At 63.6% G+C, this 13,714-nt stretch carries 17 protein-coding genes; 12 read left to right on the top strand and 5 right to left on the bottom strand.

From position 1 onward, the window contains the following. Positions 1-48 precede the first annotated feature (48 nt). The 4 genes from VSR71_RS31705 (at position 49) to VSR71_RS31690 (ending at position 3,914) form a co-directional block, all read left to right on the top strand. On the top strand, positions 49-1,485 hold the full coding sequence (locus VSR71_RS31705; protein WP_342917517.1) for a glutamine synthetase family protein: 1,437 nt from the start codon (positions 49-51) through the stop codon (positions 1,483-1,485). Between the two features lie 22 nt (positions 1,486-1,507). Then, positions 1,508-1,831: a 2Fe-2S iron-sulfur cluster-binding protein gene (locus VSR71_RS31700; protein ID WP_342917516.1), complete on the top strand. Its 324-nt coding sequence runs from the start codon at positions 1,508-1,510 to the stop codon at positions 1,829-1,831. Positions 1,832-1,834: 3 nt separating this feature from the next. Beyond that, positions 1,835-3,091, top strand: coding sequence for an NAD(P)/FAD-dependent oxidoreductase (locus VSR71_RS31695; protein ID WP_342917515.1), 1,257 nt, complete (start codon positions 1,835-1,837; stop codon positions 3,089-3,091). Between the two features lie 94 nt (positions 3,092-3,185). Next, complete coding sequence (locus VSR71_RS31690; RefSeq protein ID WP_342917514.1) at positions 3,186-3,914, top strand: GntR family transcriptional regulator; 729 nt, start codon at positions 3,186-3,188, stop codon at positions 3,912-3,914. A gap of 14 nt (positions 3,915-3,928) precedes the next feature. Here the strand turns inward: VSR71_RS31690 and VSR71_RS31685 are convergent, their stop codons facing one another. The 3 genes from VSR71_RS31685 to VSR71_RS31675 form a co-directional block, all read right to left on the bottom strand. Further along, entirely contained in the window at positions 3,929-4,846 is a 918-nt protein-coding gene (locus tag VSR71_RS31685; protein ID WP_342917513.1) for an oxygenase MpaB family protein, read from the bottom strand. Positions 4,847-5,020: 174 nt separating this feature from the next. After that, positions 5,021-5,731: a nitroreductase gene (locus VSR71_RS31680; RefSeq protein ID WP_342917512.1), complete on the bottom strand. Its 711-nt coding sequence runs from the start codon at positions 5,729-5,731 to the stop codon at positions 5,021-5,023. A 3-nt stretch (positions 5,732-5,734) separates the two neighbouring features. Then, positions 5,735-6,283: a DUF4863 family protein gene (locus tag VSR71_RS31675; protein WP_342917511.1), complete on the bottom strand. Its 549-nt coding sequence runs from the start codon at positions 6,281-6,283 to the stop codon at positions 5,735-5,737. A gap of 114 nt (positions 6,284-6,397) precedes the next feature. Here VSR71_RS31675 and VSR71_RS31670 point away from each other — a divergent pair, with 114 nt between their 5' ends. The 5 genes from VSR71_RS31670 (at position 6,398) to VSR71_RS31650 (ending at position 9,522) form a co-directional block, all read left to right on the top strand. Then, positions 6,398-7,378: a LysR substrate-binding domain-containing protein gene (locus VSR71_RS31670; RefSeq protein WP_342917510.1), complete on the top strand. Its 981-nt coding sequence runs from the start codon at positions 6,398-6,400 to the stop codon at positions 7,376-7,378. Positions 7,379-7,486: 108 nt separating this feature from the next. After that, a complete protein-coding gene (locus tag VSR71_RS31665) occupies positions 7,487-7,849 on the top strand; it encodes a TetR-like C-terminal domain-containing protein (protein ID WP_342917555.1) in 363 nt (120 codons plus the stop codon). Between the two features lie 67 nt (positions 7,850-7,916). Beyond that, a complete protein-coding gene (locus VSR71_RS31660; RefSeq protein ID WP_342917509.1) occupies positions 7,917-8,324 on the top strand; it encodes a hypothetical protein in 408 nt (135 codons plus the stop codon). A 208-nt stretch (positions 8,325-8,532) separates the two neighbouring features. Continuing rightward, complete coding sequence (locus VSR71_RS31655; protein WP_342917508.1) at positions 8,533-8,865, top strand: DUF883 family protein; 333 nt, start codon at positions 8,533-8,535, stop codon at positions 8,863-8,865. A gap of 240 nt (positions 8,866-9,105) precedes the next feature. Further along, positions 9,106-9,522 (top strand): TraR/DksA family transcriptional regulator, encoded by a 417-nt coding sequence (locus tag VSR71_RS31650; RefSeq protein ID WP_342917507.1) that lies wholly within the window; start codon positions 9,106-9,108, stop codon positions 9,520-9,522. 1 nt (position 9,523) lies between these two features. Here the strand turns inward: VSR71_RS31650 and VSR71_RS31645 are convergent, their stop codons facing one another. Continuing rightward, entirely contained in the window at positions 9,524-9,778 is a 255-nt protein-coding gene (locus tag VSR71_RS31645) for a hypothetical protein (RefSeq protein WP_342917506.1), read from the bottom strand. A gap of 422 nt (positions 9,779-10,200) precedes the next feature. On the opposite strand from VSR71_RS31645, the gene VSR71_RS31640 reads away from it, so the two are divergent. After that, entirely contained in the window at positions 10,201-10,632 is a 432-nt protein-coding gene (locus VSR71_RS31640) for a host attachment protein (protein WP_342917505.1), read from the top strand. A 121-nt stretch (positions 10,633-10,753) separates the two neighbouring features. Here the strand turns inward: VSR71_RS31640 and VSR71_RS31635 are convergent, their stop codons facing one another. After that, the gene (locus tag VSR71_RS31635) at positions 10,754-11,464 is read right to left on the bottom strand and encodes an SDR family oxidoreductase (protein WP_342917504.1); all 711 of its coding nucleotides are present in this window, start codon (positions 11,462-11,464) and stop codon (positions 10,754-10,756) included. Between the two features lie 290 nt (positions 11,465-11,754). Here VSR71_RS31635 and VSR71_RS31630 point away from each other — a divergent pair, with 290 nt between their 5' ends. Both VSR71_RS31630 and sufB read left to right on the top strand, forming a co-directional pair. Then, on the top strand, positions 11,755-12,225 hold the full coding sequence (locus VSR71_RS31630; RefSeq protein WP_342917554.1) for an SUF system Fe-S cluster assembly regulator: 471 nt from the start codon (positions 11,755-11,757) through the stop codon (positions 12,223-12,225). A 31-nt stretch (positions 12,226-12,256) separates the two neighbouring features. Further along, the gene (gene sufB, locus VSR71_RS31625) at positions 12,257-13,705 is read left to right on the top strand and encodes a Fe-S cluster assembly protein SufB (RefSeq protein WP_342917503.1); all 1,449 of its coding nucleotides are present in this window, start codon (positions 12,257-12,259) and stop codon (positions 13,703-13,705) included. Positions 13,706-13,714: the final 9 nt, after the last annotated feature.

Genomic DNA, 13,714 nt, shown 5'->3' with positions numbered 1-13,714 from the left:
GGCGGCCTGACCGAGCGCGCATGGCGCGACGCGGATGGCCGGACCCATATGGCATTTGTAGACAAATTCGGCCTCTGGACCGAAGCGCAGGCCCGCGCTGCGGACGAGGTCGCGCAGCGGATCGACGCCGGAGACATCGAGGTCGTACGCTTTTCCTTCCCCGACCAGCACGGCGTGCTGCGTGGCAAGGCGCTGGTGGCGTCGGAGGCCGTCAAGGCGCTGCGCAGCGGCCTTAACGTCACGACCACATTGTTCGCCAAGGACACCTCGCATCGCACCGTGTTTCCCGTGTTTGCCTCGGGCGGTGGCTTCAACATCCCCGGCATGCAGGGCGGCGCGGATGTCAACCTCATTCCCGATCCCACCACGTTCAAGGTGCTGCCGTGGGCGCCGAATACCGGCTGGATCCTTTGCGATCCGTACTTCCACGATGGCCGTGCCGTGCCGTTCGCCACGCGCCGCGTGCTGCGCAACGCCGAGCAACGGCTGGAGGCCGAAGGCTACCGGCTCGTTACCGGGCTCGAGGTGGAGTTCCACGTCTTCAGGCTGCTGGGCGAACACATGAAACCCGACGATGCCGGCCAGCCGGGCGAGCCGCCTGAAGTCGGCCTGCTATCGCACGGCTACCAGTTCCTGACTGAACTGCGCTATGACGCAACGGAGACCGTGATCGAGCTGATCCGCAAGAACGTGCAGCAGCTCGGGCTGCCGGTGCGCTCGCTCGAGATTGAGTTCGGACCGAGCCAGTTCGAATTCACGTTCGCGCCAGCCTCGCCATGCGAGACGGCCGACGCCATGGTGCTGTTCCGCAGCGCCGTCAAGCAGGTCTGCAAGCGGCATGGTTACCACGCCACGTTCATGTGCCGGCCGAAGATCAGCAATGTGGTGTCGAGCGGGTGGCACCTGCACCAGTCGCTTCAGCGCGTGCAGGATGGCGCCAATGCGATGGTGCCCCAGCGCGACGGCGACGACCTCTCGGCGGTGGGGAGTCACTACCTGGGTGGCCTGCTGCAACATGCGTGCGGTGCCACTGCGTTCTCCACGCCGACGATCAACGGTTATAAGCGCTTCCGTGCCTATTCGCTGGCGCCGGACCGCGCGATCTGGGCGCGCGACAACCGCGGGGCGATGCTGCGTGTCCTGGGTGGCGTCGGCGATCCGGCCACGCGCATCGAAAACCGCGTGGGCGAGCCGGCGGCCAATCCGTACCTGTACCTGGCCTCCCAGGCCGTATCGGGCCTCGACGGCATCCGGTGCCAACTGGACCCGGGACCGTCCGCCGACTCGCCCTACGAAACGCCCGCGCCGTGCCTGCCGAAAACCCTTGGCGAGGCGCTGGATTGCCTGCGCCACGATGAAGTGCTGCGCGAGGGCATGGGTAGCGGCTTCGTCGACTACTTCTGTCATATCAAACAGGCCGAGATCGATCGCTTCAACCTCGAAGTGAGCGATTGGGAGCAGCGCGAGTACTTCGACACGTTCTAATGAACATGCCAGTGAGGATGTCATGCCGACAATTACCTACGTCCTGAAGGACGGCAATACGAAGACAGTGGCCGCGGCCAATGGGAAGACGCTGATGGAAGTGGCCATTGCAGGCAACGTGCGCGGGATCGACGCCGAGTGCGGCGGCTGCTGCTCGTGCGCCACGTGCCACGTCTATATCGACGAGGCGTGGCTGGACATGCTGCCGACGCCCGACGAAATGGAGGACGAGCTGCTCGAAGGCGTTGCCGCCGCGCGCACGGACTTCAGCCGGCTCAGCTGCCAGATCGTCATCAGCGATGCGCTGGACGGCATGGTTGTACGTGTGCCCGAGAAGCAGGGGTAGATCATGGCCGATCTCGTCATCATCGGCGCTTCCTACGCGGGCACCCAGCTCGCGCTGGCCGCGCGTGCCAACGGCTTTGCGGGCAACATCACCATGATCGGCGAAGAGTCCCATCCGCCGTATCAGCGTCCGCCGCTGTCGAAGGCTTTCCTGCGCAATGAGGTGGACGCGTCCAGCCTGCCTTTGCAGTCGCCGGAGCGCTTCGCGGAGGAGCGCATCACGCTGCGGACCGGCGTCACGGCGCTTCGGATCGAACGTGAGGCGCGCAAGGTCGAACTGTCGGATGGCAGCGAGATCGGCTACGGGCATCTGGCCCTCACCACCGGTGCGCGCTGCCGGACGCTGACGTGCGAAGGCTCCGGTCTTGGTAACGTGCACTATCTGCGCAATCTGGCGGATGCGTGCGCGATCCGGGATGCCGCAAGCCGTTCCCGGACCGCAGTGGTGATCGGCGGCGGCTTCATCGGGCTGGAGGTGGCGGCTGCGCTGCGCACGCTTGGCGTCGAGGTAGCTGTCGTCGAGATGCAGGACCGGCTGCTGCAGCGCGCAGTGCCACCGCTGATCTCGACGTTCCTGATGCGCGCCCATGCGCATGAGGGCGTCCGGTTCCATCTGTCGTCGCGTGTGCGACGCTTGCTTGGGCATGCATCGGTCGAGGCGATCGAGCTCGAGTCGGGGGAGGTGATTGCCGCCGACATGGTCGTGGCGGGGCTCGGGGTGGTGCCGAATGTCGAATTGGCCCAAGCCTGCGGCCTCGTGGTCGACAACGGCATCGTCGTGGATCGTTATGCACGGACCAGCGATCCGCAGATCGTGGCCGCCGGCGACTGCGCAGCGTACCCGAATCCTTGGCTCAATGCCGTGGGGCAGGGGGTGGGGCAGGGAGTGGGGACCAAGCGCTGCGTGCGCGTGGAGTCAATCCAGAGCGCGAACGACCTGGCCCGGGTCGCCGCTGCCACGCTGGCCGATCGTGCCATGCCGTACGAGGCCGTGCCGTGGTTCTGGTCGGACCAATACGACTACAAGCTCCAGATGGCCGGGGCTTCGGCAGGCCATGAGCAGATCGTGCTGCGCGGCGACGTGGAGAGTGGCAAGTTCACCGCGCTCTATCTGCGGGACGGCACCCTCATCGGCGCCGACACGGTCAACCGGCCTCTCGACCATCTTGCCGCCCGGCGCCTGATCGCGGCACGGGTACGGCCGGATCCGACGGCGCTACAGGACGAATCGATCCCCCTGAAATCGCTTGCGGCGGCCTGATTGCGCCTCGCTGGTGTACCATACCAGGCATTGCATGCAATGCCTGCCGGTTCGGTATGCAGTGCTGCCAGAGATCCACTAGAGAAGGGGCGAAATGGAATCCCACCAGACGCGGGTATTGGTACAGCTGCGGGATTTGATCCTGAAGGGCGAGTTCGAGCCGGGCGCACGCCTTGCGGAAATTCCGCTGGCGGAGAAGCTCGGCGTGTCCCGCACGCCGGTCCGGCTGGCGCTGGCCTCGCTCGAGCAGGAAGGGCTGATCGAGCCTTCTCCCAGCAGCGGCTACATGATGCGGCGCTTCACGCCGCGCGAGATCCAGGACGCCATCGCCGTGCGTGGACATCTGGAAGGGATGGCCGCGCGGCTGGTGGCCGAACACGGGCTGTCGCGGCAACTGTCGCTCGATCTGCAGGATTGCCTGCGCGAGGGCGACCGCGCGCTGATGAAGGCGCAGCTCGACTATGACGACTACGTGGCATATAGCAATATGAACGACCGCTTCCACGCGTTGATCGTCGAGGGTAGCGGCAACAGCGCGCTGGCGCGCGCCATCGAACTCAATAACCGGCTGCCGTTCGCCGCGGCCAGCGCCATGCTCCCCATGCAATCCGCCGTGGAGGAAGGCCAGCAGTGGCTGGTTTACGCCCATCGCCAGCATCACAGCCTGTTCGATGCCATGCAACGCGGGGAGGGCGCCCGTGCCCAGGCGTTGGCCACCGAACACGTAAACGTGGCCCGCCTGAACCTGGAGACGGCGCTGGATCGCCCCGAACAGGCATCGCAGGTCATGCCCGCGATGCGCCTGTTCGTGACCGCTGCCTGAGCCTGAACTCAGTGTCATGAAATGATCTGCGGTGATGCGACGCGCGCACGTGCGCGCATTGCCGCGCTGTCCCGGATCGACCAGCGCAGCACCACGCAGGCGGCGCGCATGGCCGGCTCAGTCCATCCGTGAACGAATCGCGTCAATGCTTCGCCCACCATGGTGCTGGCCCACGGCGGCAGCAGGCGGATGGCGGCGCCGACGAAGATCCGCATGGCCAGTCGCTCGGCGCCGTTGGCACCGGCTTGCGTGACAAGCTGCAAAATGACTTCGTGCAGGCGGTGGCTGGCCACCAGTTCGCCACGCTGTTCCTGGATGCACGCTTTCAGCCCTGCCCGCGTCTCCGGCACGTCTGTCGCGCCCAGCAATCGCGCGACCGTGGCCGTCTCCGCCAGATATCGATCCTGGTCCGCACGCGCCAGCTGCAGGTTCACGTAGCGCAGGTGGGCATCGAGAAAGCTCGAAACCTCGGCCACATGCACCCATCGAAGCAGGGTCGGGTCCGTGGCGGTGTAGGGATGTCCATCGGCACTGACGCCGGCAATACCCCGGTGAATGCCGTTCACATGGCCGATCAATCCGTTGGCATCGCGGACGCTGCCGTACGTGGTGCCGGCCACGAACTGGGCGGTGCGCGCCAAGCGGCCGCGCATGTCCTGCCGATAGATCGAGTGTTCCAGCACACCGGCCAATGCCAGCGGATGCAACGCCTGAAGCATCAGCGCACGGATGCCACCGACCAGCATCGCCGGAAAGTCGTCGTGCACCTGCCAGCAGACGGCGGCCGGGCCGAACAGGCCGGGATCGCCGTGAGGTGTCGAGAGATCGATGGGGTGGCCCGTGGACGTGCGCGTCACCGACCAGATCTTTCCCTCGATGCGGCGCCGCAGCGCCTCGATTGGCGAACAGTATCTCGACAGAATCTCCTCCATATCTCCGTGCCTCGCGAGAAGGCACGGATTCCATGGACGCCGCATGAGGAATTGCGGGGCCCGCGTGACAAAGCGATCGGCACGAAAAAGAAGTGATCGCCTGGCACAAGGGTTTGCCGACGCCGGCTCCGGCTCCGGCTCCGGCAACATACGCTGGAGCATTTGCCGTGAGTTTCAAGCCGGAAATCCGAAGAGCCGCGCGAAGTCTTGCACGCGCTCCCGTGGCATTCTCGTCTTATTGACCTTGGCTTCCGGGTCTCCGTATCCCATGGCCATACCGAACGCGGTTACTTCCTCCGGTGGCATGTGCAGATGCGAGGCAAGCACGTCATGGAACGGCGCGAAGGAAACCTGCGGGCATGTGTCGATGCCGCGCGCTTTCGCGGCGATCATCAGGTTCTGAGCGAACAGGCCGATGTCGATCCAGCTGTGCGGCTTCAATCTGCGGTCGATGCTGATGATGAGGCCCACGGGTGCGCCGAAGAATGAGAAGTTCTGTTCGGTCTGCCGCGCGCGCGCCAGGTGGTCGTTGCGATCAATGCCGAGCGAAGCGTAGTAGCGCGCCCCGAAATCGATCAGTCTCGCGCGGAACACGTCTGGCAATGGCTCAGGGAAATGGGCCGGGGCGGGTGCAGTTCCGGCGCGGGAGGCAGCGACCAGGGCATTGGCCAATTCATCCTTGATCGCGCCGCTAACCACATATACCCGCCACGGCTGGGTGTTGGCTCCGCTCGGCGCGGTCGCGGCTGCTTCCAGTATGTCTTCTACGTCTTCCCGGCGCAGCGGCTCAGGCTTGAAGGCACGGATGGCTCGCCGGGAACTCACGACGTCGGCAATGCATCTGGCGACCGTCTCCTGCGACCATTCAATTGGCGCTTCTACCATGGCTTACTCCTGCGGGACGTCGTGGTACGAAATCCGACCAGCGGGCAGGAAAAACAGCGCGATCACAGCGCCACCCCTCGCTTCCGGATAGTGATGACTGCCTGGCGCCGGGGCGGTCCAGCCTCCAGAGCACCAGCCATTCGGCCCGTTCAGAGCGGCGCCGCGATCCAGCGGGACGACCATGTTGAACTCGCCATAGGGATGACCGTGATACTGCCCCCTGAAACGCTGGTCAGGGTGCCCTTGCAGATTGCCGGCGCTGTCCATGTACACAGCGGTGATGCTGAAGTGGAGCGTGCGCTCGGAGGGCTCCGAGATGCGGCTGCGGCGGTAGGAGGGGCCATCGATCGCAATGTTCGCTGCCCAGCCGTCCTCCACGCCCTTCCTTACTAAGCGAGACAGCGTCTGGTAGAGCTCGCTGTCAGGTCCGTACTTCTGGTTCAACCAGCGCTCGACCTCGGTGCCAGCGGTCAGGTCCTTCACTTCCTCAAGGAAGGGAATGCAGTGCTCGATCAGTGCCTCCCGATCATTGATGAGGTCTTCGGCAGCCATAGTGTTGTTTCCTTTTCAAAAGGGTGGACCTGATCATGCGTCAACCCTGACTTGAATGGAATTGATGTCTTTGCAATAACATAATGCATGCTGTTCAATTGATGGAGCGAGATCATGAGCATCGGCCGCACGGACCTGAACCTTCTGAAGGTGTTCGAGGCCGTCTATGAGGAGCGCAATCTGATCCTGGCGGGTAAGCGTCTCAATCTCACGCAATCGGCGGTTAGCCATGCGCTTCGAAGGCTACGCGAGCTGGTCGGCGACGAGCTCTTCATGCGCACGGGGAAGGGCATGGTGCCGACCGGCCGTGCCACGGCGATGGCGCCCGCGCTGCTCGACGCACTGCGTCGCATCGAGGACGCGCTCGGCATGGAGCTGTTTTCCCCGCAGACATCAACACGGCGCTTTGTCATCGCGGCGAACGATCACGTCACGGAAGTGATCGTTGCGCCTTTGGCCCGCGCATTGCAGAAGGCGGCCCCGGGCGTCGACCTCGTCATCCGGCCGTCCACGCGGCTGGACCTCGCCGAGCAGATCGACCTGGGACGCATTGACCTTGCCATCGGCATCTTTTCCCAGGTTCCGCCCCGCCTGAACTCCCGAGCGCTGATGTCCCAGGGAGAGTCAATCTTGATGTGCAAGCGACATCCTGCTTCCCGACGGAAGCTCACCATCCGAGATTTGGCAAAATACCCCCTTGTCACCCTATCCGTCGGCGGGCAGGAAGAAGGCGCGGTAGGGGGGTTCATCGTTGAGCGCGGCCTCGCGCGCCAGTCGGAGATGTTCGACCGGCGTGCGTTAGAGAAGGCGCTGCTTGAGTCGAAGGCGATGTCGCGGTTGAGGGTTACCGTCCCGCACTCGCTCGCCATTCCAGCGCTGCTTCGTGATACGCACATGATGGCGATTGTGCCGGCTTCGCTGGCAGTGGCTCTTACCAAGAGCGGCGACCTGATTCGCCGACATCCGCCGTATCAAGCAGGAATTGAGACCATGCGTGCGGTTTGGCATGAACGCGGCGACTACGACGCCGGTCACTCCTGGTTGCGCGAGATGATCGCGAAGATCGCTCAAGCCGTGGAAGAGGCGCTCGAGTAGTCACGGTTCGCAAAAAGTCCGCCACATCTCCGGCCAAGCAGCTGATTTGAATTGGAAATCGATCGATGGATCGAGTGGTGGCACGCGCCTCTGGAAGTCAAGTAGGTAATCGCCGAACCGGTTGATAGGGAGACCGCGCCAAAACGGGGGCTGAACTGGACTACTGCCGACGATCCGGTCAGGTGGCTCGTGCAGTTTCAATTGATCGCGCAGGCGAGGCTCGATCCGGAACTCGCCGCGATCTTCCAGCGGCGCTACGCCCAATATCGACGCAAACGCGTGGGGGAGAGGGGGCAGGAAGAGGGCGTGATCCGCAACGATATCACTGCGGAGCTGCTCGCCGACCAACTTAGCGCGATTGGCGAAGGCTGGATGATGATGCTCCCTATCGGGCAGCGCCGCGTACCGTCCCGCCGGGACGGGGCCGGCAGTACCGCATCCGACACCTGCTTACCTTTGCGCCTCGTCTAGGCATACTATGCAAGTATGCGCATGCCATGCATGGCGCATCACCATCGTCGTCGCTCAGGAGTCGATCATGCACAAGCCACCCAAAGTGGATTTGGGCGGGACGCGGCGAAGCGGAGCACCGCATCGGTCGCGCGCCAATCGCGCCATGCCCAGCATCCTGGATCCGATCGAACCGGAAGAGGTATGGGAAAACATCGAACAGGCCGTCGAGCAGATCGTCGAACGGGTGCTGGAGCCGGTTGATTTTCCCCATGGCCACCAGCCGGATGATGACGATGTGCCGGAGGAAGGCCAGGACGAAATCACCCGCGCTGCGGAGAGCATCCCCTCGGACAGTCCGGCAGACCGGACGGATCATAGCGCAGTACGGGAAGAGCACCCGCCAATGCCGCCAAGCATCGATGACGTCGTGGACCAGGATCTGATCCCCGAGCGGAAGTACAGCGCGCGGCACGCCAGGAAGAGCGGCAAGTGATAACCCTCCTCAGCGACAAGAGGCTTTGGTGGGGTAGGCGCGACGATACTTCTGTCGCATTGGTTCCACTGTCTTCTTGCCTCGTTCCGGGCTGCCTCGATGTGCCTTGCTGTTTGTCATGCCGGGCTGTCAAGCCAATCCTATATTGGACACAGTGCCAATCGTGCTGCGCGACGCACCGCGATGATTTCGCTAACAGGAGGGCAAGATGAACGACATCCGATCCGATTTATCCATGCGCAAGGACGCATTGGCCCGCGACGTCGATACGCTGATGGCCGACGTGCAGGCACTGCTCCATGATGTCAAAGCCGAGACCGGCGTAGGAGCCAGCCTTGAGCGCCACGCACTCAAGGCCCGGCAGCGCGCGCTGCAGGACCGCCTCGTTACGCTGCGCGAAGAAAGCCGCGCCAAAGTCTCCGAGTGGGCGACCACGACCGATCGCTACGTTCACGAGCATCCGTGGCAAAGCATGGGTACCGTGGCCGCCATCGCGGCAACCACGGGCGCTATCGTCGCACTGGCTGCCAGCCACCGCTAAGCACTCGTGGCTGCAGCGCCGGCATGGCGGTGACATGTGATAGTCCCGCATGCGACACGTGATGCTTGCCATGCGGGCAACGGCTGCAGTGCCTTGCCGGTGCCTCGATCTGAGCAGTGATACATCTGAGCGGCAATACAGCAACACCCGTCGTGCCAGCCCAATGCAATTGGCCAGGCGCGCTTCGCTGGACGGTCTGCCTGAGTGCAATCCGCAGGATGTTTATTCAAGAGGCCAATCATGGAAGGGCTGACAAAAGAGGAACTGGCGAAGTTGGCGGCCACCATGGACGCCGAGGAGTTGCGTATCCGTGCCGTCGCCGGAACCGCGGATTCGCCTGTGGTGGCGCCAACGCAGCGTGAACACCTCGATGAAGGTGAAGTGGCGGACGAGAAGGCCGCGCAGCGCCAGGGCGACGCGATGCTGAAACACTATCGCATGCAACTGACCGAGATTGACGCAGCCCGATCGCGGATGCGGAGCGGCCAGTATGGCGTTTGTATCGACTGCCAGGAGGCCATCCCTTTCTCCCGCTTGCAGGCGTACCCAACCGCTATGCGCTGCACGGCATGCCAGAGTCGCCACGAACACCTTTCTCCCCGCCAGGGACAGGACGCGCGCCGACCAGCAAGCGCAGACCTCTGGTCGCGGAGCTGACTCACTCGTTCCTGAGATCAATGCCGAAGCCGCCAGCCAGCTCGCAATCGATGATCCCGACAGCGTAGGCAAAAAGCCAGTCCTCTGCCTCCTGCGGCGTTGCGGGCGGGTGGGGCCAGTCCGGCGTAAAACGGATGCCCATGTCCTCATTGCGCTCGGAGATCTGGACGCGTCCGTTTGGCTTGCCCTGTTCAATCGCCTCCGGCACGAACAGCGCAACGTGGAATCCCTTGTAAGACCGTTTTCTTTCCAGCATTTCAGTCTCCGGCAATCAACACAGGTCCGTGACGCCCCTGTCGCCGGGTCAGTCCCCCGGCACACTGCGAATCCCCGGAGCGAAGCCTGCGTCAAAGCGGGTCCGGCCGCGTTCGGTAAGGACTTCCCCTTAGCTGAAGGACGGAGTGCCGAGGGCTGCAGGGCATGAGTACATTGTAGGTGGTCCAATAGCCTCTCAATGGCAAACATCGTCGTGGCCTCCGGCTTGGCGCAGTTTCAAGGTAATGCCGTGCTCAGAAGTGGATGTCGCGATCCATTCTCCTACACATCACCTGCGCCACGGCAGGCGCAACGGTCCAGAACACCGCTCGCCCCGACGCGGCGTTACAAAGCTGCCGGTACGATCGCAGGTCCAGGCCTATCCTTGTTACATCGCTACTGCCGCCACGAAAGGAGAGAGCGATGACGACGATCTGGACACTAGCCGCAGATAGCACCCACGCTCGGATCTTCCAGGCGCATGGGATGGAAAGGGACATGGAAGAAATTCAGGACTTTGTTAATCCGCTTGGCCGGGCCAAGGACGGCGAGCTGCGCGACGACGCGCAAGGGCGCTTTGCCGGCAAGGGCGAGCCCATGCATTCGATGGCGGCGCGGGTAGATCAGGCCGATAAGGAGCGTGACGAGTTCGCCCGCATGCTGACACGGTATCTCGAGCAGGCACGCACCGAACAGCGCTATGACAAACTGCGGCTTGCCGCCTCGCCGAAGTTCCTGGGTATGCTGCGCGAGCATCTGGGTAAAGAAGTGCAGAAGGTGGTCTTCGAGGAGATCAACGAGGATATGTCCAGGCTGGGCGCGCGCGAAATGCAGGACCGCCTGGCCAGCCGCTGAGCCGGGCCAGCGCCAACGTGGCGCGCATTGCCACCGAGATCCGCGCCGAGCTCGAGAGCCGCGCGGCCGGGCTGAGCGGGGCATGCGCGCCCGTGCGAACCCCTCTCTTGAACGCGCCTGGCTACCATGGAATCGGCTGGCGATTGCGGAAAAAGCCACCGGTCGGACCATCGTCGGGCAGCGTTGCCAGCCAGATCACGGTGTCTATACCCTGTTCGGGCGAGAGCAGCGCATCGGGGCCGCCCAGGTCGGTGCGACACCAGCCGGGACACACCGAGTTGACTTTGACGCCGCTATCGGCCATCTCGGCGGCCAGGATGCGCGTGACGGCATTTAGCGCCGTTTTCGAGATTCGGTAGGCCGGCACGCCGCTGCCCATCTCCGCCAGCTGTCCCATGCCCGAAGCCAAGTTGACCACCCGGCCGGCGCGGTTGGCGCGCAGCAGCGGCGCCAACGCCTGGGTGGTCCGCAGCACGCCGAAAAGATTGGTTTCCAGGGTGCGGCGCAGGGTCTCGAGCGGCAGTTCGAGCAGGCTGGTGTCGTAGTGGTCGAGCGAAACACCAGCGTTGTTGATCAGCACGTCCACGCGACCGAAGCGTTCGGTCAGCCAGCTGGCCAGCGCAGCTGCCGAGCTGTCCTCCGTGACGTCAAGGGGGTGGCAAGCGATCGCATGACCCGCAAGCCGGAGCTCTGTCACCAGCACGTCGAGGTCCGTCGGGTTGCGCGCCGTGGCGACGACGAGATGGCCTTCCACGGTGGCCAGCCGGCGCGCGGCTGCGCGGCCCAAGCCGCGGCTCGCGCCAGTAATGACGGTAATAGGTTGGTTGGCCATGCCTGAGTCTCCTCGCGCTGGGGTGAGGCGGGCCTGCTCTCGCGGCGTTAAAGACTCGCCCACATTGCACACCCGCGCACGTTGCCAGAGGGACGCGATGAACTCGTTCCAGAGTCCCCTGAAAAGTCTCGGCGTTCGCATGTCCCTCAAACGTGCAGCTAATCATCTATACACCTCTGACGGCGGCCTGGTGATAGCGGATTCCTCCATATCCTGGCCTGACGCGAAACAGGGATGCTGGAACAAATGAGGACCAGATTGGTTCTAATTTGCAAATACTGGTGGCGACGATGCTCAGGCTAAGCAAGCTGACCGACTACGGCACGGTGATCATGACGCACCTGGCGCGAAATTCGGACCGAATTTACAGTGCCGCGGAGGTCGCCGCCGCGATCGGCGTGGCGGTACCGACGGCAAGCAAGATTCTGAAGACGCTGGCAAGGCACCACTTGCTGCAGTCGTTGCGCGGCGCCAATGGCGGCTACCTGCTGGCACGACCGCCGGAACAGATCTCGATCGCACAGGTGATTGACGCCATGGAAGGGCCGGCCGGCATGACCGAGTGCAGCGTCGCTGCCGGCCTGTGTGCGCAGGAAGGTCTGTGCGCCATCCGCGCCAACTGGCAATCGATCAATAGGGTGATCTTCAGGGCGCTAGACGATGTGACACTGGCCGATATGGCACAACCGGTGTTGCACCCGGTGGATATTGGCGCCTTGCGCGCCCGACACGCACACGGACCGCAGGCTGACATTTCATGATCTGGATGACAGTGGCAAGCGAAGGCAGAACATGGCAACCCCGGCACGCAAACTCGACGAACTGATCAGCCAGGGCTATAAGCATGGCTTCTACACGCCCGTGGAGACGGACACGGTGCCGTGCGGGCTGAACGAGGACGTGATCCGCATGATTTCGGCCATCAAGGACGAGCCGGAATTCATGCGCGAGTGGCGCCTCAAGGCCTACCGCCACTGGCTGACGATGTCCGAGCCGCACTGGGCGACGGTCAAGCACCCGCCTATCGACTACCAGGCGATCGCCTACTATGCAGCGCCACGCTCCCAGAAGGCCGGGCCGAAGACGCTGGACGAGGTCGATCCCGAGTTGCTGCGCACCTATGAAAAGCTGGGCGTGCCGCTGCACGAGCGCGAGTTGCTGGCAGGCGTTGCCGTGGACGCGGTATTCGACAGCGTCTCGGTGGCCACCACCTTCAAGCAGAAGCTGGGCGAACTCGGCATCCTCTTCTGTTCGTTCTCCGAGGCGGTGCGGGAGCATCCCGAGCTGGTGCGGCAGTACCTCGGCACGGTCGTGCCCTATACCGACAACTACTTCGCCACGCTCAACTCGGCCGTATTCAGTGACGGCTCGTTCTGCTATATCCCGCCCGGGGTACGCTGCCCGATGGAGCTGTCCACCTACTTCCGTATCAATGCCCGCAACACCGGCCAGTTCGAGCGCACCCTGATCATCGCCGACGAAGGCGCTTACGTCAGCTATCTGGAAGGCTGCACCGCGCCGATGCGTGACGAGAACCAGCTGCACGCCGCGGTGGTGGAGCTGATCGCACTGGAAGGCGCACAGATCAGATACTCGACCGTGCAGAACTGGTATCCGGGCGACAAGGACGGGAAGGGCGGCATCTATAACTTTGTCACCAAGCGCGGCGACTGCCGCGGCGCGCGCTCGAAGATTTCGTGGACCCAGGTGGAGACCGGCTCGGCCATCACCTGGAAGTATCCAAGCGTGATCCTGCAGGGCGACGACTCGGTCGGCGAGTTCTATTCGGTCGCGCTGACCAACCACTACCAGCAGGCCGACACCGGTACCAAGATGACCCACCTCGGCAGGAACACCAGGAGCACCATCCTCTCCAAGGGCATTTCGGCCGGCCACGGCCAGAATGCCTACCGCGGGCTGGTGAAAGTGGCCAAGAGCGCAATCGGCGCGCGCAACTACTCGCAGTGCGATTCGCTGCTGCTGGGCGACAAATGCGCCGCCCACACCTTCCCGTATATCGAGGTCAAGAATGCCACCGCGCAGGTCGAGCACGAGGCCTCCACCTCGCGCATCGGCGAGGACCAGTTGTTCTATTGCCAGAGCCGCGGCATCAGCGCAGAGGATGCGGTATCGATGATCGTGAACGGCTTTTGCAAGGAAGTGTTCAAGGAGCTGCCGATGGAATTCGCGGTGGAAGCCCAGAAGCTGCTGGGCGTAAGCCTGGAAGGCAGTATCGGATAAGGGTAGCGC

Source organism: Cupriavidus oxalaticus (assembly GCF_038900635.1).
GTDB classification, from domain to species: domain Bacteria; phylum Pseudomonadota; class Gammaproteobacteria; order Burkholderiales; family Burkholderiaceae; genus Cupriavidus; species Cupriavidus oxalaticus_B.
Note: the sequence above shows the minus strand (reverse complement) of the source record. Positions and strands in the feature narration are given on the sequence as shown.